Below are 19332 nucleotides of genomic sequence, written 5' to 3'. Positions count from 1 at the left end.
ACGTCCACGCGGCACCATGGAGCCATGTCGCTCGCCCAGCTCGCCGGACTGCTCGCCGACCCCACCCGCGCCGCGTTCTGCACCGCCCTGCTCGACGGTCGGGCCTGGACCGCCGGCGAGCTGGCCCGGTACGCGGGCGTGGCGCCGTCCACGGCGAGCGAGCACCTGTCCCGTCTCATCGCCGGCGGCCTGCTGGCCGAGGAGCGGCAGGGCCGGCACCGGTACGTCCGGCTGGCCGGCCCGGCGGTGGCCACACTGATCGAGGACCTGTCGACCTTCTCGCCCGCCGCCCCGGCGACCGCCCCGGTGCCGCGCTCCCTGCGCGAGTCCACCCGGATGAGCGCCGAGGCGCGGGCCCGGACCTGCTACGACCACCTGGCGGGCCGGCTCGGCGTGGCGGTCAGCGACGCCGTCCTGGCGCGCGGGCTGGTGACGGACGACGCCGGGCTGGCCCTCACCGAACGCGGGCGGTCGTGGCTGGCCGAGCTGGGTGTGGAGCTGCCCGCCCGGCCCGGACGCGGGGGCGGGCGCCCGGTGGTCCGCAGCTGCCTGGACTGGACGGAGCGGCGCGGTCACCTGGGCGGCGCGTTCGGGGCCGCGCTGTGCCGGACGGCGCTGGACCGGGCCTGGGTGGAGCGGATCGGCTCCGGCCGGGCGCTGCGGGTGACGCCGGACGGCGACCGGGCGCTGCGCGAGCTGCTCGGGGTGGAGTTCGAGGACCGGGAGGGCCCGCTCAGCCCATCGTCTTCGCGCCGTCCAGCGACTCCCTGATGATGTCGGCGTGCCCGGCGTGCTGCGCGGTCTCGGCGATGACGTGCAGCAGCACCCGCCGGACCGACCAGGAGGCGCCCGGCTCGAACCACGGTGCCTGGGGCAGCGGGTGGGCCGCGTCGAGGTCGGGCAGGGTGGCGACCAGTTCGTCGGTGTCGGCCGCGACCTTCGCGTACGCGGCGAGCAGCCCGGCCAGGGTCTCGCCGTCGCCCATCCTGAACTGGCCCGCCCAGTCGACCGGTTCGGCCTCCATCGCGGTCGCGCCGCCGATCGCGAACCTCATCCAGCGGGACTCCACCCCGGAGACGTGCTTGATCAGGCCGCCGAGGCACAGCTCGCTGGCCGTGGTGCGCCGGGCGGCCTGCTCGTCGGTGAGGTCCCGGACGGTGTAGCGCAGGAAGCCCCGGTGCTTGTCCAGGGTCTGCAGCAGGTCCGCGCGTTCGGTGTTCCCGCTCATTCGGCCACCATCGCGGGCATGTCGCCGACGGCCTTTCCGAGGTCGATCACGCCGAACGCCGCGCCCTGCGGGTCGCCGACCGCCGCGAACCTGCCGAACGGGCTGTCCATCGGGCCGAAGTAGAGCTTTCCGCCGCGCCCGGTGACCTTGGCGACGGTGGCGTCGCAGTCGTCCACCGCGAAGTAGACGCTGACGTAGTTGGGTGCCTCGGGCGCCAGGTCGTCCGGGCCCGCCTTCATCCGGCCGAGCGCCGGTGCCGCGCCGACCTGGAAGATCTTGTAGTCGACGTCCCCGGCCTCCATCCGCTGGACGGTGTAGGGGAAGACGGCGGGGAAGAACGCGTCGGCGCGGCCGGGCTCGCGGGTGACCAGCTCGGCCCAGGTGTAGGCGCCGGTGGCGCCCTGCTTCTCGAATCCCTCGTGGACGCCGGCCTGCCAGACACCGAAGACGACGCCGCCCGGATCCTTGGCGATCACCATCGAGCCGAAGTCGCCGACCTGCATCGGGCCCATCAGGACCTCGCCGCCGGCGGCGCGGATCCTGTCCGCCGTGGCGGCGGCGTCCGGCGAGGCGAGGTAGAGGCACCAGGCCGACTTGACCGTGTCGCCGTCCTGGCCCGGCATCGGCGGGACGATCGCGGCGACCGCCTTGCCGTCGGAGTAGGCCTGCGTGTAGTTGCCGTACTCGGACGAGGACTCGCCGAAGGTCCAGCCCAGTACGTCTCCGTAGAACGCCTTCGCGCCCTCCAGGTCGGTGAACATCGCGTCGGCCCAGCAGGGTGTTCCCTCGGGTAGCACAGGCATGGCGAAGCCTCTCGTGTGGCGCTTTGTCCCTTTTGCCACACTAGCCAGTCCCCCGGCCACCCGCGCGTCCACCGGGCCGGCCCCTCGCTCACCGGCTACGCGCACCGCCCTCGCGTGCCGCCCTCGCACCCTCCGACTCCCCGGTGGCCCCCTTCCCCTCCCCTCCACGCCCGAACGGGGACGGCGGCCCGCCGGGAACACTCCCGACGGACCGCCGCACGTCCACGTCACCCCGCCAACCGCCACCCGCTACCCGCTACCCGACCTGCGAGACCCCCGCGACCGGCAGCGGTTGCGCCCCCACCGTGCCGAACCCGGTCGGGCCCGCCGGGACGGCACCCGGGCGCGGCGCCGCCTCCGCCGCACCGGCGGCCGCCCCCGCCCCGGCCCGGGCCACCGACGCCGCCGGCCGCGCCGAGGAGGTGCCCAGCCCGGTCGGGCCGAACCACGCGAACCCGGCCCCGACGGGCTCCGGCAGCGCAGCCGCCACGTCTCCCGCAGCCGCCGCGTCTCCCACCACCGCCACGTCCCCCGCGGCCGCCTCGCCCTCCGCCTCGGCCGCTCCGTCGCCGAAGTGCCGCAGCAGGTCCTCCTCCCGGTACCGGCGGCAGTCCCGGTGCCAGATCAGGATCCCGGCCAGCCAGTTCTCCAGCTCCTTGACGTACCCGTCGAGCATCGCCCGCGCGGCCGGCTCCAGCTCGAAGTCGTCGTACAGCACCGGGAACTCGTTCGCCGCGACGTGCTGGAACTGGGCCAGCCGCGAGTGCATCAGGTCGTCGACGATCCGGACCGCCGCCGGGTAGTCGCAGTCGAAGAAGTTCTGCACCACCAGCACCGCGTTGTGCACCTCGCCCTCGAACTGCACCTCTTTCTGGTACGAGTGGAGGTCGTTCATCATGCAGGCGTAGTCGGCGGCCGCGTTCTCCAGCGAGCTCATCGGGCCGCTCTCGTAGACCCCGGCCGGGACGATCTGCCCGTGGGCCAGCCGGCAGAGGCTCATGGTGAGGTCGGAGCCGAAGGTGGCCCGGCGCATCTCCAGGTAGTCGACCGGGTCCGGGATCCGGTTCTGCGCCTGGTTGTTGAGCTCCCAGATCCAGCTCAGCGTCATCTTCTCGACGGTCGCGCGGAACTGCCGCCGGGCCTCGACCGACATCGGTCCGGTGGTCCGCGCCCAGACGTCGGCCAGCCCGCGCTCCAGCGCGTTGCCCGGCATCGGGGCCGGTTCGCCGTCGATCGGCATGAAGTCCGAGAGCCGCGCGTTGAGCGCCTTGGCCCCGGCCAGGTCGCGGGCCCGTCCGAACACCGCCGGGAAGTAGTCGTCCGCGTACGTGCCCCAGGTCAACCATGCGGAGGTGAGGTCGAGTTGGTTGGCGCTGGCGTCGGGGTGGATGCCGGCCGCGCAGAGCGGGAAGTCGTAGTCCGCGACCTTCTCGGCGGTCCAGATGCCCGAGCCGGGGACACCGGGCTGGGGCTCCAGCATGCCCATCCGACGGGCCCACTCGACCGTTTCGAGCCGCGAGAGGTCCAGGTAGGGGCTCAGCTCCACGGTGAACGGCAGCTTGAACTCCGGCAGTCGGGAGGGACCGACCTCCTGGAAGGGCACGTGGGCGTGCGAACGCGCCCGCCGCACGCCGGGATCGACGCCGCCGCGCGAACCGCCGACCGGCCCCGTCCCGGGCGACTCCAGCGAAGCGAACGGGAACCCGGCCGCCCCGGACCCCGGTGGCACGGGGGCCTGCGACGCCGGCCCGGAGCGGCTCAACGAGCCCAGCTCGTCGGCGAGATCGCGAAGCGCCCCGGAGCGCAGCACGTCCAGCGCCGACGTCCCGACCCCGCCGATCGCGAACGGGTCCCACCAGGTCGCCGTGCCGGCCGCCGCCCCGCCGCCGTTCATGTACCGGCTGGACCGCATGTGCCACTCGTGCCCGCCGGACTGCCAGTCCTGCAGGCCCTTGACGTACGCCAGCACCTTGGCGCAGCCCGCCGGGTCGAGCCCGGAGTCGGCGAACAGCTGCGGGAGTTCGGTGAACACGGTGTTCTCGAACTGCTGGAGCCGCGAGGTGAGCAGGTCGTTGACGGCCTCGGCCGCCTCCTGGGTGGTGCATTCCAGGAACTTCTCCAACACCAGGACGCCGTTGCTGAGTTCGCCCTCGTCCTCGACCTCGCGCTGGTACGAGAACAGGTCGTTGCGCAGGTGGACCCCGTCCGAGAAGGCGTCCATCAGCACCCGCAGCGGACGCGCGCCGGACACCTCCGCCGGCACCTCGGCGCCGGCCGCGTACTCGATCAGCCCGGCCGACCAGGGCGCGCCGCCGACCTTGCGGCGCATCTCGATGTACTCGACCGGGTTGGCGATCCGGCCCGCGTTGATGTTGGCGAGTTCCCAGAGCGACTCGTTGAGCAGGTTGCGGGTGCTCTCCGCGAACCGGACCCGCCAGTCCTCGCCCATCGACGGCACCGTGCGCCGCCAGAGGTCGGCGAGCCCGGCCTCGACGGGGTTGGTGGGTTCGGGCAGCGGCGCGTCCGGGTCGGCCGGCATGAAGAGCGGCAGCCGGTCGAGGTAGGCCTTGCCGCCCTCCCGGTCGTTGGTGCGCTTGTAGATCTCCAGGAAGTGGTCGTCGAAGAAGAACACCCAGACGTACCAGTCGGTGACCAGGGACAGTGCCTCGGCGGAGGCGTCGGGGTGGGTGTAGGCGCAGAGCAGTCCGTAGTCGTGGGCGTCCAGGTCGGCCCGGGTCCAGATGCCCGAACCCTCCAGCATGCCCATCTCCCGTGCCCACTCGGCGGAGTGGGCACGGGCCTGCTCCAGGTGGGGGTTGAGACGCGCCGGGTGCGGCACGTAGAAGGACGGGAGTTCGAACGGCTGTGTCACCGGGCGAGCCTTTCTGGGCGCGTCGACTAGGCCGACCGGCACGGCGAAACGGAGCTCCGCTGCACGGCACCCGCCACCCGGTCGGCTCAGCATTACCCGTCACCAACGATCTCGACCGGCGAACCGGAACAGTCATATGAGATAACCCGACCGACTCGAACACCCGCCCAAAAACCGGCCCCGCACTGGATCACCTGTACGACTGATCGGCCCCACCCCACCCTTGTGCGGACGCGGCCGCCGGTGCGGGTCAGTAGCCGATCGTGAAGCGGCGCTGGACGAAGCGGGGCAGCTCGGCCTCGTCGACGAGGGCGACGGCGGCGTCCTCCGCCGAGATGCGGCTGTGCCCGTTGGCGTCGAGGACGGGCTGGTCGCCGCCGACCCGGAAGCGGCCGGTGCGCTCGCCGGGGGCGATGGACTCCGCCGGGCTGAAGTACGTCCAGAGCCGGTTGGAGGTCCGCAGGACGTCCAGGGCGTCCCGGTGGCCGCGCACGGCGGCGGCGTAGTCCCGGGGCAGGCCGATCCCGTCGAGGGTCTCGTGCAGGAGTTCGTCCGAGTCCGCCCGGACGAGGCCAGGCTCGACCTCCAGGCTGCCGGCGCCGCCGATGACGATCAGCCGGGTGCGGGGGTGGGTCTCCAGCGCCTTCAGCAGGGCCCGGGCCGCGGTGGCGTAGGCCGAGGGGTCGGCGATCGACCGGCGCAGGGTGTCGGCCATGTCCCGGGCGGCGTTGCCGGGCTGGTAGCCGCTGATCAGCACGTCCAGCCCGGGCAGGACGGCCGCGATGCTGCCGGGGTCGAGGACGTCGACGCTCCGCCAGACGATGTTCTCCCGCTCCTCGTGGATCCAGGTGGCGTCCCGGCTGAACGCGGTGACCAGGTGCCCCCGCGCGAGGGCTTCGGCGACGACGCGACTGCCGATGGTCCCGGTGGCTCCGATGACTCCGATGTGCATGGCTCTCCCCTGTGGTCCGGCACGTCCGGCACGTCCGGTGCATCCGGCACGTCTGGCACGTCCGATGCGCCCGGTGCGTCCGGCTCTCATTCGATACGGCGTGGCGAAACTATACGGCGTGAAGTTTTGATGCGGCAATCAGAATCGTGGCGCTGTACAGTGACCGGCGTGGAGAGCGCGGAGAGCACGACGACGAGAAGCACCCGTGGGCGCCGCGAGCGGCTGCGCGCCGAGACGACGGCGGAGATCAAGGGCGTCGCGCTGACCCTGATGGCGTCGGGCGGGCCGGACGCCATCACCCTTCGGGCCATCGCCCGGGAGATGGGCATGACGGCCAACGCCATCTACGGCTACTTCGCCACCCGCGACGACCTCGTCACCGCACTGATCGACGACGTCTACACGGCCCTGGCCGACGCCGTCGACGCCGCGTGGGCCGCCACGGAGGCCGAGCAGCCGGCCACCCGGATCCGCGCCTGGGCGCACGCCTTCCGGTCATGGGCGCTGAGCAACCCCGCGGGCTTCCGGCTCATCTACGGCGATCCCGTCCCCGGCTACCGCGCCCCCGAGGGCGGCGCCGCCCCGGACGCCGCACACCGCGTCTGCACCGGACTCGCCGGCCTGGCCGACGCCGCCTGGCCGCACGCCGGGCACCTCCACGCGGACGCCGGGTTCGCCCCACCCGCCGCCGGCCCGGCCGCCCAATCGGCCACCGGCCCGGCCACCGGCCCGGCCACCGCCGACTCGACCGACACCGACTCGCCAGGCTTCGACTGGTCCGACTTCGACCCCGGTCTCCTGGCCAAGGTCCGCCCGGCCTACCCCGACCTCCCCCCGGCCGGCGTGGCACTGGCCCTGCGCATCTGGGGCTCGCTGCACGGCATGGTCTCCCTGGAGGTCTACGGCCACCTGAGCCGGCAGACCACCAGCCCCGACAAGCTCTTCGACCAGGAACTCGGCGCGCTCGTCCGCTCCTTGGGCCTGACGGCGCCGACCGGCTGACAGAGTGTCGGGTGACCGATCACCCGGACGGGCGGACACCCCCGCCCGCCGCCGACCCGTGGGGGCGTCAGCCGTGGAGTACACCGAGATCGAGCAGAAGTTCCGACTCCTCTGCACCCCAGGGGAGTTGAAGGACCGGCTCACCGCCCGCGGCGCCACCGCCGGCCGCCCGAGCCGCCAGGTCGACACCTACTACAACGCGCCGCACCGGGACTTCCTCGACAACCGGGTGGTCTCCGAGTGGCTCCGCGTCCGCGTCGAGGACGGCTCCTCCTCCCTCAACTTCAAGCGCTTCCACCCGCTCCCGGAGCCGGTCAAGACGCACTGCGACGAGTACGAGACCGCCGTCGCCGACGCCGAGGCGGTCCGCCGCCTGCTGGACGCCCTCGACTTCGCCGAACTGACCGTGGTCGACAAGACCCGCGAGGAGTGGCATGTCGACGGGGTCGCCGTCGCCTTCGACACCGTGGCCGGCCTGGGCGACTTCGTCGAGTTCGAGTTCAAGGGGGACGCCCGCACCGTCGAGGAGGCCACCGCCCGCCTGGAGGCGTTCATCGCCTCGCTCGACACCCCGCTGGGGCCCCGCATCCACCTCGGCTACCCCCACCTGACCCTCGGCCTGGAGTGAACGGCGAAGCCCCCCGCCGGATCACCCGCCGGCTTCGGGCCCGTACCACTGCGGCACCTGCCCGGCGACCTTCGCGCCGCCGAGGAATTCGAGCTCGGTGACCGGGCAGGTCGCGATCGACCCGGCGGCAGCGGCACGGCCCGGCCGAATCCCCCGTCGGATGCCTCGGGCGCGCGAGCACGCCCGTGTCGACCAGGAACGTCGCCGCGCTCACCCCCTCCTTCTCGACAGCAAAACAACTCCGCCGACGAACCATCCGCTCGCTCCGGGCAATCCACCCCTTCTGGCGTGTTGACGCCGTCGCCTCCTCCCCCGTCGAGCAGACTGGGCGGCGACCCGAGTCCATGCTCCGAGGAGGTCATCCCCATGAACGTCACCGTGCGGCTTGCCCAGCAGCCCGAGGCCGACGAACTGCTCGGGCGGAGCCCGCTCGCCGCGCTCGTCGGGATGCTGCTGGACCAGCAGGTGCCCATGGAGTGGGCGTTCGCCGGGCCGCTCACCATCGCACAGCGACTCGGGCACAAGGACCTCGACGCGCACGAGATCGCCGCGTACAACCCGGAGGCGTTCGTCGCGCTGCTGTCCGAGAAGCCGGCCGTGCACCGCTATCCGGCGGCGATGGCCAAACGCGTGCAACAGCTCTGCCAGTTCCTGGTGGCCCAGTACGACGGGGACGCCGCCGCGCTCTGGCGGAGCGCCGTGACCGGCAAGGAACTGCTCAGCCGGCTCAACGCCCTTCCCGGGTTCGGGAAACAGAAGTCGCAGATCTTCCTCGCTCTCCTCGGGAAGCAGTACGGCGTGCAGCCGGACGGCTGGCGCGAGGCCGCCGGGAGCTACGGCGAGGAGGGGGCCTTCCGCTCGGTCGCGGACATCACCGGCCCGGAGTCGCTGGAGCAGGTGCGCGCCCACAAGCAGGAGGTGAAGCGCGCCGCCAAGGAGGCCAAGGCGGCGGCCGACGCGAAGGCGAAGGTCAGGGCCTGAACGCCCGTCACCGCCGGTACCGGGCACTCGCGACGGAGTGCCGGGTACCGGCGGTGACGGAAGCTCCCACCGCGCCGCTCAGATCAGCAGCAGCGAGGCGGCGGCCGGCGCCATGTAGATCAGCGGGAAGGGGACGTGGGCGTACGAGCGGGCGCGGAGCACGGTGATCACGGCGCCGCCGAAGTAGAGCACCAGGCCGATCGCCGCCAGCACTCCGATCACCGGCACGAACAGGCCCACCAGCAGGCCCAGCGCCCCGGCGACCTTGGCCGCGCCGAGCAGGTTCCACCACGAACGGGGCACGCCGTACTCGGCGAGCGGCTCCACGACGTAGGCGGCGCGGGTGAACACCGACCAGCCCGAGAAGCCCGCCATGAGGGCGGCGACGACGGTGACGATGATGAAGGCGATGGACATCGGGGGCTCCTCGTGCGGTGGGTGTTCGCTGCGTTCTCGCTTCTCTGACCCGCCGGACCGCACACGTGTGACAGCCGCGCCGGAGAAACCTTCCCCGCCCGGCCTCGCCCCCCCCGTACGCCACCCCGCCCGGCCTCACCACCGCACCCCACCACCGCACCCCGCCACGCCCTGCCGCGCGCCACCGGGCCGCCACGCCCTACGCGCCGAGCACGCTCCGCACCCGTCGCTCGTCCACGTCGGCCAGCCAGAGGAGCACCGGCGAGATTCCCAACTCAAGTACCATCAGGGCGACTTGGAACCCGTTCGGCCGACCCTCCACTACCAGCGACAGCACCCGCCCCAGCGCGCCGAGCAGGAAGGCCCCGGTCAGCCACCGCACCGCCCGCGCCGGGACCGGCGCCTGCCTGGCGACCCAGAGCCACGCCAGCCCCCGTACCCGACGACGACGCCCGGCGGGCGGTCTCCGGCGTCCTGAAGAGCTGGCTGGTCTTCGTCCAGGTCCTCTGCGTCGACTGGCTCACCGAGGAGACCTGCACCCGCACCGAACTGCGTGACGTCTGCGTGGGCGCCGTCCTCGGCGCCCTGCGCCCCCTCCTCCCCGCCGACCCCGCCCCCGACTGGCCGCACCCCTGACGGACACACCCCTGGCGGACGCGCCCCTGGCGGACGCGCCCCCGACTGGCCGCACGTCTGACGGCCGCGCCCCTGGCTGGCCGCGCCGACCGGCCGGGGACGAAACCGGCGGACACGCCGGCGGGCCCCGGCCGCAGATCGCGACCGGAGCCCGCCGTCCACCCCGGGAACGCTCAGACCAGCACCGGCTCCCGCCCTGCCGACGCGGCGTCAGCCGACCCGGCGGCAGCCCCCGTTCCGTCCACGGCCCCCGTTCCGTCAGCGCCCCCCGCATCGACCGGCCGCCGCGCCGGCAGCGCGAACATCAGCAGGAAGACCACCACCAGCACCCCGAGCACCCACCACATCGCGTGCACGAACGCCGCCCCGAACGCGTCCCCCGCCGAGGGGGCCGCAGCCGGAATCGCACCGAAGAACGCCACCGAGACCAGTCCGAGCCCCAGTGCCAGCCCCACCTGGTTCACCGTGTTGATCAGCCCGGACGCCGAACCGGCGTGCTCCCGGGGCACCTCCGCCAGCACCGCGTCCGTGATCGGCGCGACGATCAGGCCCATCCCGGCGCCCATCACCACCAGCGGCAGCGCCATCTGCCAGGGCGCGATGCCCGTGCCGTACCGCTCGGCCTCGCCGATGTACAGCAGCACGCCCGCCGCCATCACCAGCGCCCCCGCCTGGAGCACCTTCCGCCCGAACCGCGGCACCAGCTGCTGGACCGAGACCCCGGCCGCGACCGAGACCGCGATCGAGAACGGGATGCCCGTCGCACCGGCCTTCAGCGGGCTCCAGCCGAGGCCCAGCTGCATGTAGAGCGTCCAGACCAGGAAGAAGATCCCGGAGACCACCCCGAAGGTCAGCTGCACGCCGATCCCGGCGGCGAAGCTCCTGACCCGGAACAGCGACAGCTCCACCAGCGGCGAGCCGTCCCGCCGCTCCTTCACCCGCTCGTAGGCGACGAACAGGGCGAACACCGGCACGCTCCCGGCCATCGTCAGGTGGCCCCAGAGCGGCCAGCCGGCCTCCCGGCCGTGGGTCAGCGGGTAGATCAGCATCAGCAGTGCGGCGCTGGCCAGCACCACGCCCACCAGGTCGAGCTTGAGCGCCCGTTCGGCCTTCGACTCGCCGATGAAGACCCGGCCGAGCAGCAGTCCGGCGACACCGACCGGCAGGTTGATCAGGAAGATCGGCCGCCAGCCCAGCCCGAACACGTCCCACTCCGTCAGCAGCGCGCCGATCAACGGACCGGTGACGGCGCCCAGCCCGACCACCGCGCCGAACAGGCCGAACACCTTGCCGCGCTCCTCCGCCGGGAAGGTCGCGTGGATGATCGACAGCACCTGCGGCACCATCAGCGCCGCCGTCGCACCCTGCAGGATCCGCATCGCGACCAGCATCTCGGGTCCGCCCGCCAGCCCGCAGAGCGCCGAGGCGAGCGTGAAGCCGCCCATCCCGATCAGGAACACCCGCTTCCGGCCGTGGATGTCACCCAGCCGGCCACCGGTGATCAGGCCGATCGCGAACGCCAGCGCGTACCCGCCGGTCACCCACTGCACCGCGGAGAACGACGCGCCCGTCGACTCCTGGATGCTCGGGATCGCGATGTTCACGATCGTGACGTCCACCAGGTCCATGAAGGAGGCCGTCATCACGATCGCCAGCGCGATCCACCTCCGCCGGTCCGCCGCCCGGTCCGAAACCGTCTTACCCACCGCACGCTCCTCGTCGCCGTTCCTCAGCACGGGACGACAGTAGGAGGCATCTAGGCCAGATCCTGTCCCAGACTTCCGGCACCCTGGATCCCATGACCGACACTCCGGCACGACTCCTGAGCCTGCTCTCCCTCCTCCAGACCCCGCGCGAGTGGCCCGGCAGCGAGCTGGCCGGGCGCCTCCAGGTCAGCCCGCGCACCATCCGCCGCGACATCGACCGGCTGCGCGAGCTCGGCTACCCGGTCGAGGCCACCATGGGGCCGATCGGCGGCTACCGGCTGGTCGCGGGCACCGCGATGCCGCCGCTGCTGCTGGACGACGAGGAGGCGGTGGCCATCGCCGTCGGACTCCGGGCGGCGGCCGGACACGCCGTGGTCGGCATCGAGGAGGCCTCGGTCCGCGCCCTGGGCAAGCTGCTCCAGGTGCTGCCCGGCCGCCTCCGCCACCGGGTCTCCGCCCTCGACAAGGCCACCCTCCCGCTGCTCAGCGGCGACGGACCGACCGTCGACCCGGAGGACCTCACCGTGCTCGCCAACGCGGTCGCCAACCACGAACGCCTCCGCTTCGGCTACCGGGCCGGCGACGGCGCCGAGACCCGGCGGCAGGTGGAGCCGGACCGGCTGGTCTCGGCCGGCCGCCGCTGGTACCTGGTCGGCTTCGACCTCGACCGCGCGGACTGGCGGCTCTTCCGGGTGGACCGGATCACCGACCCCTTCGCCACCGGCGCCCGGTTCACCCCCCGGCCGCTCCCCGCCGAGGACGCGGCCGCCTACGTCGCGGAGAAGCTCCGCCGCCTCGCCCCGACCTACACCCTGGACGCCACCCTGCACCTGCCCGCCGCCGACGTCGAGCGCTGGCTGAACCACAACGGCGACAGCGAGGTCGAGCCGATCGACGAGCACACCTGCCGGCTCCGTTCGCGCGCCGACTCCCTGGAGTGGCTCGCGATGCGCCTGCTCATGCTGGGCTGCGACTTCGAGGTGCACGAGCCACCCGAGATGCACGCCCACCTGCGCGCCCTCGCCGGCCGCGCCGCGCGCGCGGCCGATGCCGGGAGCTGACCTCGCCCCGGCCCCACCTCCGGAAGCCGCCCGACGCGGCGCCGAAACACCCACCCGACGCCCGCACCGACGCAGCCCCGGAGGCACGCACCGCCGCCACGCACCGACGCCACGCACCGGAGCGCGGCCCGGAACGCGGCCCGGAACGCCGAACGCCGCCGCCCGCGGTCGAACGGGCGGCGGCGTCGGCGACGGCAGTGGGCCGGGCGGGCGGGCCTCAGACCCCGTACTCGGCGGTGAGCACCGCGCGGGCCAGGGTGTGGAAGGTGATGTTGAAGCCGATCTGGGCCGGCGGGAGGTCCGCGGCGACGTCCAGGGTGTCCACGTCCAGCGCGTGCACCGCGAAGGCGTAGCGGTGGGCCGGGCCGGGCGGCGGGGCGGCGCCGTCGTACTTGTTGCCGGGGAAGTCGTTGCGGCCGTGGAAGGAGCGCTCGCCCGGCAGGTCGGCGTCGGAGGCGCCGGCGCCGCGCGGCAGGCCGGCCGCGTCGGCGGGCAGGTCGAGGGCCAGCCAGTGCCACCAGCCGGAGCCGGTCGGGGCGTCCGGGTCGTAGCAGGTGACGGCGATGGAGCGGGTGCCCTCGGGCAGGCCGGACCAGGCCAGCTGCGGCGAGAGGTTGGCCCCGGCGTGGATGAACTCCTCGGCCAGCGTGCCGCCTTCGGTGATGTCCTCGCTGGTCAGCTCGAAGGACGGGACCTGCGGCAGGAACTCGTACGGGAGCGGCGGACGGACGCTCATGGGGAGGATCACCTCTCGACGGGTCGGCAACGGCCCCGGGTCAGGCCCGGGTTGATCGACACGATTCACCTTAGTGGGGTGACCGATCCCGTGGCCCGGCTCTACAGTCGGTTCCATGGCCCCCCGATTCGCCCGTCTGCTCCGCGACTCCCGCCTCGCGCTGTTCACGATGCTCGGCGTGCTGGCCGTCATCTGGGCGGTCCAGGTGGCGAACCGGCTCGACGACTACCGGCTCTCCTACGAGTACGGCATGAGCTCCGGGCGGCTGGACGAGCTGCCCGACATGTTCACCATGCCCCTGCTGCACTTCGGCTGGGACCACATCCAGGCCAACTCCTGGCCGCTGTTCGCCTTCGGCTTCCTCGCCGCGTACCGGGGCATCAAGCGGTTCCTGCTCGCGACGCTGCTGATCGTGGTCGCGGGCGGGCTCTCCGTCTGGCTCTTCGAGCGCCCGGACGCCGTGACGGCCGGTGCCAGCGGCCTGGTCTACGGGTACTTCGGCTACGTGGCGCTGCGCGGGATCTTCGACCGCAACCTGGTGGACACGGCCATCGGCGTGGTCGTCGGCGCGCTGTACTCGTACCTCCTGCTGGGCGTCCTGCCGACTGCCCAGGGCGTCAGCTGGCTGGGCCACCTCGGCGGGCTGGTCGGCGGACTGGCCGGCGCCTGGCTGCTGCGCGACCGCACGCCGAAGCCCCGGCCCGGCGCCCCGGCGAGCGCACCCGCGACCGCCGGCCCCGGCACGGCCCTGCTCAAGGAACTCGACGACCTGGGCATCTGAGGACCGGCGTGCCCCGCGGACCGGGTCGGACGTGCCCCGCGCGCCCGAACGGGCAGGTCAGGTATAGACCATTCCCGCCCCTGCGGTTAGCGTGAGTACGCACCTCGCCCCCTGCTCCGGAGCCGCACCGTGGAGTCGTCCGTCCTCGCCTTCGCCACCGATCTGATCGACGAGGGGGCCGACACCTTCTTCGGCAACCTCACCGACCGGGCCGGGGTCGGCGGCGTCACCCTCGCCTCGGTCTACCACGAGGCCCGCGACGTCTTCCCGCACAACCCGCACCGGGTGATCCGCTACCTGGAGCCGGGCGCCGCCTACTTCCGCCCCGACCCGGCGCTCTGGTCCGGCAGGCGGCTGCGGCCCGTACCGTCCACCGCGATCGGCGACCGCGACCCGTTCGCCGAGGCCGCCGCCGAGGCCGGCCGCCGGGGCATGAAGCTCCACGCCTGGACGGTCTTCTGCCACAACGACCGCCTCGGCTTCGAGTACCCGGACTGCGCGCCGGCCAACGCCTTCGGCGACCGCCACCTCACCGAGCTCTGTCCGGCCAACCCGGAGGTCCGCGCGTACGCCCTCACCCTGGTGGCCGAGCTGGCCCGGTACGGGGTGGACGCGATCCGGGCCGAGTCGCTGCACTTCCACGGCCTGCGCCACGGCTACCACCACGAGCGCTACTTCGAGGAGCTGGGCCCGGCCGCCGAGGCGCTGCTCGGCCTCTGCTTCTGCGACCACTGCCGCGCCGCCGCCGTCCGCGCGGGCGTGCCCGCCGACGAGGTGGCCGGGGCGGTCCGGACCGAGCTGCGCCGCCGGCTGGCCGACGACGCGGCCGCCGCCGAGCCGGCCGCGCTGGACGAGCTCGCCGGCGGCGCCGTCGCCGCCTACGTGGACGCCTCCGCGGCGACGGTGACCTCGCTGGCCGCCGAGGTCGCCGAGGCGGCGCGGCAGCACGGCATGCGGCTGAGCTTCATGGACGGCGGCGGGCCGGGCACCGGCTGGCTCTCCGGCATCGACCTGCCGGGTCTGGCCAAGGCGGCCCACCAGATCGAGACGCTCGGCTACGCGCGCACCCCGGAGGCGGTCCGGGAGAAGATCGCCGCCTTCGCCCTGCACGGGGTGCGTCCGCAGGACATGGCGGTGATCCTGCGGCCGATGGCCTCGGACTGCGACGGCCCGGCGAACCTCGCGGCCAAGATCTCCGTCCTGCGCGAGCTGGGTGTGCCGGAGGTCGAGTTCTACAACTACGGGCTGATGCGGCTCTCCTCCCTCGACCGGATCGGCGCCGCGCTCGCCTGATCCCCGGAGGCCCCCGCCCCTCCGGGGCCGAAGGGGGACCGGAACGGGAACGGGAGGTCGCCGGCTACCGGTGGAGCGTCAGCTCGCCGACCCCGCGCAGGGTCGCCGACCGCCCGATCTCGGCCGCCCGGGTCCACCTCGGCGCCCGACCCGCCCGGTAACGGGTCCCGCTCCGGGCCGCGGCCGGCAGCACCGGACGGCCCCGGGACCGGCTCACCTGCGCCGCCGGGACGTCCCGAACAGGCTCCGGGAGATCTCCCGCCCGAGCTGCGTCCCGGCGGACCGGGCGAAGGACTTGAGCGCCGGGTTGCTCAGCAGCGACCCGAGCAGCCCGCCGCCCTCCTTCTCCCGGCCGCCCTCCCGGCCGCCCTCCCGCGCCCCCCGCGACTCCCGCCGCGGCTCCTCCCCCGCACCCGCGCCCTGCCCCGGACCCTGCCCCGGACTCGACCCCTGTCCCGTCCCCGGCACCGGCTCCGCCTCCGGCCGGGCCGCCCGCGCCGCCAGCTTCTCGTACGCCGACTCCCGGTCGACCGCGTCCCGGTACGCCGCGGCCAGCGGCGAACCGTCCACCGCCGCCGCCAGCGCCGCAGGCTCGATCGGCCCCATCAGCGACTGCGGCGCCCGCAGCCGCGTCGCCGCGACCGGCGTCGGCGCACCCTTCTCGGAGAGCACCGTGACCACCGCCTCGCCCGTCCCGAGCGAGGTCAGCACCTCCCCCAGGTCGTACGCCGGCGATTTGGGGAAGGTCGAGACGGTCGCCTTGAGCGCCTTCGCGTCGTCCGGGGTGAAGGCCCGCAGCGCGTGCTGAACCCGGTTGCCCAGCTGCGCCAGGACGTCCGCCGGCACGTCCTTCGGCGTCTGGGTGACGAAGAAGATGCCGACCCCCTTCGACCGGATCAGCCGCACGGTCTGGGTGATCGCCTCCAGGAACGACTTGGACGCGCCCTTGAACAGCAGGTGCGCCTCGTCGAAGAAGAAGACCAGCTTGGGCCGGTCGAGGTCGCCCACCTCGGGCAGCTCCTGGTAGAGGTCGGCCAGCAGCCACATCAGGAAGGTCGAGAAGAGCCGCGGCCGGTCCTGCACCGCCGGCAGCTCCAGCACCGACACCGTGCCCCGGCCGTCCGCCGCCGTCCGCAGCAGCTCGGCGGTGTCGAACTCCGGCTCGCCGAAGAACGCGCCGGCGCCCTCGTTCTCCAGCATGGTCAGCGAACGCAGGATCACCCCGGCGGTGGCGGCGGAGAGCCCGCCGATCCCCTTCAGCTCCTCCCTGCCCTCGGGCGAGGCGAGGAAGGTGATCACCGCCGTGAGGTCCTTGAGGTCGTACAGCTCCAGGCCGTTCCGGTCGGCGTAGTGGAAGACCAGGCCGAGTGAGGACTCCTGGGTCTCGTTCAGGTCCAGCACCTTGGACAGCAGCAGCGGGCCGAAGCTGGTCACCGTGGCCCGGACCGGGATGCCGGTGCCGAGGCCGCCGAGCGCGTAGAACTCGGCCGGGCAGCCCCGCGCCCGCCAGTCCTGCCCGACCTCGGCGGCCCGGGCGGCGGTCCGCTCGCCGGGCGTGCCGGGCGCGGCCACGCCGGACACGTCGCCCTTGATGTCGGCGAGGAAGACCGGCACCCCCTGGGCGGAGAGCTGTTCGGCGATCAGCTGGAGGGTCTTGGTCTTGCCGGTGCCGGTGGCGCCCGCCACCAGCCCGTGCCGGTTGAGCACCCCGAGCGGCACCCGCACCTGGGCGTCCGGGTAGGCCGTGCCGTCCAGCAGCACCGCGCCGAGGTCGAGCGCGGGTCCGGTGAAGGCGTAGCCGTCGGCGATCTCCCGGACCGCGGCCGGCACGACACCGCCGGACGACGCGCCGGCGGACCCACCGGATGTCCCACCGGATGTCCCACCGGATGTCCCACCGGACGACCCAGCGGAGGACGCGGAGGGCCCGCCGCCCGGGGACACGCCGGTGGAGGACGGCGGCGAAGAAGGCGGCTCGGCAGGGGACATCGGGCACACTCCAGGGCAGAACAGCGGATGGACCTTCGCGACATTTCCCATGAAACAGCCGCAATCCGCCGCCCGCAGCTCGCACCCGAGCGCGTGGCGGCGCCGCGGCTGCTGCGCCATCCGCCGCCCAAACGGTAGGCTTTCCGTGTGATCTTCAAGCGCATCGGCAATGGGCGGCCGTACCCGGATCACGGCCGTACCAGCACCCGCCAGTGGGCGGACGTCGCCCCGCGCCCGGTGCGACTCGACCAGTTGGTGACCACCAAGGGCCAGCTGGACCTGGAGACCCTCCTCGCGGAGGACTCCACCTTCTACGGGGACCTCTTCGCGCACGTCGTGAAGTGGCACGGCGACCTGTACCTGGAGGACGGGCTGCACCGCGCGGTCCGCGCCGCGCTGCAGCAGCGCCAGGTGCTGCACGCCCGTGTCCTCGAAATGGAATGACGGACCGGCCGCCGGCGGACTAGTCGGGCCAGCCGGCCCTCCACGCGACGTCGGACCGCCCTCCGGTCACCACCGGAGGGCGGTCCGTTCGTACCCGGGTACACCCTTTCGGGTGCCGGGGTACTCCAGATGATGATCGTTTAGTACCTTCGCAGCCGTACGGCACTAATCTGCTGACTACGGCCGCGGCCCCGTTCCGACACCGCGCCCCGGCCGGCCCGTCACCCGATCCCCGCCCTGGTACGAGGGGGAGACAAACCGTGAGCATGTTGACTCCCCAAGGCCTGAAGGGGAAGCAGTACCGCATCACCGGCAACGCCTATCCGCGGCTGGGCCGACCGCCGAAGAAGAGCCGCAAGGTGTTCGCCCTGATCGGCGCGCTGCTCGCGCTCGCGCTGATCGGCCTCGGCGGCGTCCAGCTCTGGGACATCTTCAGCGGCAAGGGCAAGCACGCCTCGGCCCAGGCCTGCGCCACCCCCTCCGGCAAGCCACTGGCCGCACCCGCCCCGGACGCCTCGCCGACCGCGCCGGGAACGCCCGGCGCCCCCGTCGACCCGCACGCGATCCCGCAGCCGGCCGCGGTCACCGTGAACGTCTACAACGCCACCGCCAAGGCGGGGCTGGCCGCCCGGACCGCCGAGGAGCTGAAGAAACGCGGCTTCACCATCGGCAAGGTCGGCAACGCGCCCGCCGAGCTGGACAAGAAGGTGCCCGGCACCGCCCAGGTGATCGCCGGCCCGGCCGGCGCCGGGGCGTCCACCCTGGTCGGATCGGTGATCGCCGGTGCCACCAGCACGGCCGACGCCCGCACCGACGGCACCGTGGACTTCGTGATCGGCGACAGCTACAACGCGCTGCTCGACGAGACCCAGGCCGCCGCCGCGCTGGCCCTCGCCACCAAGCCCACGCCCGCCCCGAGCACCACCGGCAGCTGCTGAGCCGCCGGCCCGGACAGCGGACGACGAGAGCCCCCCGGCACCGTGCCGGGGGGCTCTCCTCACGTACGGGGTACTCAGCCGGCCGTGCCGTACAGCCGGTCGCCGGCGTCGCCGAGGCCCGGGACGATGTAGCCGTTCTCGTTCAGCCGCTCGTCGACGGCGGCGGTGACGACGGTGACCGGCAGGCCCGCCAGCTCCTTCTCCATCACCGCGACGCCCTCGGGGGCGGCCAGCAGCACCACGGCGGTGACGTCGGTGGCGCCGCGCTCGATCAGCATCCGGATCGCCGCGACCAGCGTGCCGCCGGTGGCCAGCATCGGGTCGAGCACGTAGACCTGGCGGCCGGAGAGGTCGTCCGGCATCCGGGTGGCGTACGTGGAGGCCTCCAGGGTCTCCTCGTTGCGCACCATGCCGAGGAAGCCGACCTCGGCGGTCGGCAGCAGCCGGGTCATGCCGTCCAGCATGCCGAGGCCGGCCCGGAGGATCGGCACCACCAGCGGGCGCGGGTAGGACAGCCGGGTGCCGGTGGTCACCGCCACCGGGGTGGTGATCTCGACCTCGTCGGTGCGGACGTCCCGGGTGGCCTCGTACGCGAGGAGGGTCACCAGCTCGTCGGTCAGGCGACGGAAGGTCGGCGAGTCGGTGCGCTCGTCGCGCAGGGTGGAGAGCTTGTGGGCGACCAGGGGGTGGTCGACGACGTGGATCCGCATGCATCGAGGTTAGCCCGCGCCCGGACGCCCGTACGACACACCGTGCCAGGCGCGGGCGCGCCGCACCCGGTCCGTCCCCCACTCGGCCGTGACACGCCGTGACGCACCGAGAACGTCCGGACGGACCCGCCTCCTGTGGTATCAACCGGGCCGAT

General features: G+C 73.4%; 19 protein-coding genes and 1 pseudogene. 10 read left to right on the top strand and 10 right to left on the bottom strand.

Annotated elements, in window-relative coordinates; all coding sequences use genetic code 11:
- Window positions 1-24: 24 nt before the first annotated feature.
- Window positions 25-771, top strand: coding sequence for an ArsR/SmtB family transcription factor (locus AC067J_RS25425; protein ID WP_478302807.1), 747 nt, complete (start codon window positions 25-27; stop codon window positions 769-771).
- On the opposite strand, the gene AC067J_RS25420 is transcribed toward AC067J_RS25425, so the two are convergent.
- The 4 genes from AC067J_RS25420 to AC067J_RS25405 form a co-directional block, all read right to left on the bottom strand.
- Window positions 734-1228, bottom strand: coding sequence for a DinB family protein (locus AC067J_RS25420; protein WP_478302805.1), 495 nt, complete (start codon window positions 1226-1228; stop codon window positions 734-736). The two genes, AC067J_RS25425 and AC067J_RS25420, sit on opposite strands and share 38 nt — an antisense overlap.
- On the bottom strand, window positions 1225-2031 hold the full coding sequence (locus AC067J_RS25415) for a VOC family protein (protein WP_478302803.1): 807 nt from the start codon (window positions 2029-2031) through the stop codon (window positions 1225-1227). The genes AC067J_RS25420 and AC067J_RS25415 overlap by 4 nt, the downstream gene beginning before the upstream one ends.
- Window positions 2032-2287: 256 nt before the next feature.
- Window positions 2288-4903 carry a terpene synthase family protein gene (locus tag AC067J_RS25410; protein WP_478302801.1) on the bottom strand — a complete coding sequence of 872 codons (2616 nt, stop codon included), beginning with the start codon at window positions 4901-4903 and terminating at the stop codon, window positions 2288-2290.
- 250 nt (window positions 4904-5153) lie between these two features.
- Complete coding sequence (locus tag AC067J_RS25405; protein WP_478302799.1) at window positions 5154-5855, bottom strand: NAD(P)-dependent oxidoreductase; 702 nt, start codon at window positions 5853-5855, stop codon at window positions 5154-5156.
- Between the two features lie 168 nt (window positions 5856-6023).
- Between AC067J_RS25405 and AC067J_RS25400 the strand changes: the two genes are divergently transcribed.
- The 3 genes from AC067J_RS25400 to AC067J_RS25390 all read left to right on the top strand — a co-directional run bounded on the left by AC067J_RS25400 (window position 6024) and on the right by AC067J_RS25390 (window position 8466).
- Window positions 6024-6857, top strand: coding sequence for a TetR/AcrR family transcriptional regulator (locus tag AC067J_RS25400; protein ID WP_478302797.1), 834 nt, complete (start codon window positions 6024-6026; stop codon window positions 6855-6857).
- A gap of 73 nt (window positions 6858-6930) precedes the next feature.
- On the top strand, window positions 6931-7485 hold the full coding sequence (cyaB, locus tag AC067J_RS25395) for a class IV adenylate cyclase (RefSeq protein WP_478302795.1): 555 nt from the start codon (window positions 6931-6933) through the stop codon (window positions 7483-7485).
- Window positions 7486-7851: 366 nt separating this feature from the next.
- Window positions 7852-8466, top strand: a complete 615-nt coding sequence (locus AC067J_RS25390) for an HhH-GPD-type base excision DNA repair protein (protein WP_478302793.1) — start codon at window positions 7852-7854, stop codon at window positions 8464-8466.
- A 78-nt stretch (window positions 8467-8544) separates the two neighbouring features.
- Here AC067J_RS25390 and AC067J_RS25385 read toward each other — a convergent pair whose 3' ends face one another.
- Both AC067J_RS25385 and AC067J_RS25380 read right to left on the bottom strand, forming a co-directional pair.
- Complete coding sequence (locus AC067J_RS25385; RefSeq protein ID WP_478302791.1) at window positions 8545-8883, bottom strand: DoxX family protein; 339 nt, start codon at window positions 8881-8883, stop codon at window positions 8545-8547.
- 199 nt (window positions 8884-9082) lie between these two features.
- Window positions 9083-9265, bottom strand: coding sequence for a DUF4345 family protein (locus AC067J_RS25380; protein WP_478302789.1), 183 nt, complete (start codon window positions 9263-9265; stop codon window positions 9083-9085).
- Between the two features lie 65 nt (window positions 9266-9330).
- Here AC067J_RS25380 and AC067J_RS25375 point away from each other — a divergent pair.
- Window positions 9331-9519 (top strand): annotated as a pseudogene (locus tag AC067J_RS25375) (TetR/AcrR family transcriptional regulator); the annotation flags it as partial.
- A 173-nt stretch (window positions 9520-9692) separates the two neighbouring features.
- Here AC067J_RS25375 and AC067J_RS25370 read toward each other — a convergent pair.
- A complete protein-coding gene (locus AC067J_RS25370) occupies window positions 9693-11162 on the bottom strand; it encodes an MFS transporter (protein ID WP_478302866.1) in 1470 nt (489 codons plus the stop codon).
- A 155-nt stretch (window positions 11163-11317) separates the two neighbouring features.
- Here AC067J_RS25370 and AC067J_RS25365 point away from each other — a divergent pair, with 155 nt between their 5' ends.
- Window positions 11318-12286, top strand: a complete 969-nt coding sequence (locus AC067J_RS25365) for a helix-turn-helix transcriptional regulator (RefSeq protein ID WP_478302787.1) — start codon at window positions 11318-11320, stop codon at window positions 12284-12286.
- Between the two features lie 217 nt (window positions 12287-12503).
- On the opposite strand, the gene AC067J_RS25360 is transcribed toward AC067J_RS25365, so the two are convergent.
- Window positions 12504-13022, bottom strand: coding sequence for a YbhB/YbcL family Raf kinase inhibitor-like protein (locus AC067J_RS25360; RefSeq protein ID WP_478302785.1), 519 nt, complete (start codon window positions 13020-13022; stop codon window positions 12504-12506).
- A gap of 115 nt (window positions 13023-13137) precedes the next feature.
- Between AC067J_RS25360 and AC067J_RS25355 the strand changes: the two genes are divergently transcribed.
- The gene (locus AC067J_RS25355) at window positions 13138-13803 is read left to right on the top strand and encodes a rhomboid family intramembrane serine protease (protein WP_478302783.1); all 666 of its coding nucleotides are present in this window, start codon (window positions 13138-13140) and stop codon (window positions 13801-13803) included.
- A 129-nt stretch (window positions 13804-13932) separates the two neighbouring features.
- Window positions 13933-15096 carry a hypothetical protein gene (locus AC067J_RS25350; protein WP_478302781.1) on the top strand — a complete coding sequence of 388 codons (1164 nt, stop codon included), beginning with the start codon at window positions 13933-13935 and terminating at the stop codon, window positions 15094-15096.
- A 213-nt stretch (window positions 15097-15309) separates the two neighbouring features.
- Here AC067J_RS25350 and AC067J_RS25345 read toward each other — a convergent pair whose 3' ends face one another.
- Window positions 15310-16926 (bottom strand): helicase HerA-like domain-containing protein, encoded by a 1617-nt coding sequence (locus tag AC067J_RS25345; protein ID WP_478302779.1) that lies wholly within the window; start codon window positions 16924-16926, stop codon window positions 15310-15312.
- A gap of 306 nt (window positions 16927-17232) precedes the next feature.
- Between AC067J_RS25345 and AC067J_RS25340 the strand changes: the two genes are divergently transcribed.
- Both AC067J_RS25340 and AC067J_RS25335 read left to right on the top strand, forming a co-directional pair.
- Window positions 17233-17529, top strand: a complete 297-nt coding sequence (locus tag AC067J_RS25340; RefSeq protein WP_030061387.1) for a type II toxin-antitoxin system VapB family antitoxin — start codon at window positions 17233-17235, stop codon at window positions 17527-17529.
- A 266-nt stretch (window positions 17530-17795) separates the two neighbouring features.
- Entirely contained in the window at window positions 17796-18467 is a 672-nt protein-coding gene (locus tag AC067J_RS25335) for a LytR C-terminal domain-containing protein (protein WP_478302777.1), read from the top strand.
- Between the two features lie 74 nt (window positions 18468-18541).
- On the opposite strand, the gene upp is transcribed toward AC067J_RS25335, so the two are convergent.
- Window positions 18542-19177 (bottom strand): uracil phosphoribosyltransferase, encoded by a 636-nt coding sequence (upp, locus tag AC067J_RS25330; protein WP_327678765.1) that lies wholly within the window; start codon window positions 19175-19177, stop codon window positions 18542-18544.
- Window positions 19178-19332: the final 155 nt, after the last annotated feature.

It is taken from the genome of Kitasatospora sp. NPDC042419, from assembly GCF_056437345.1.
Note: the sequence above shows the minus strand (reverse complement) of the source record. Positions and strands in the feature narration are given on the sequence as shown.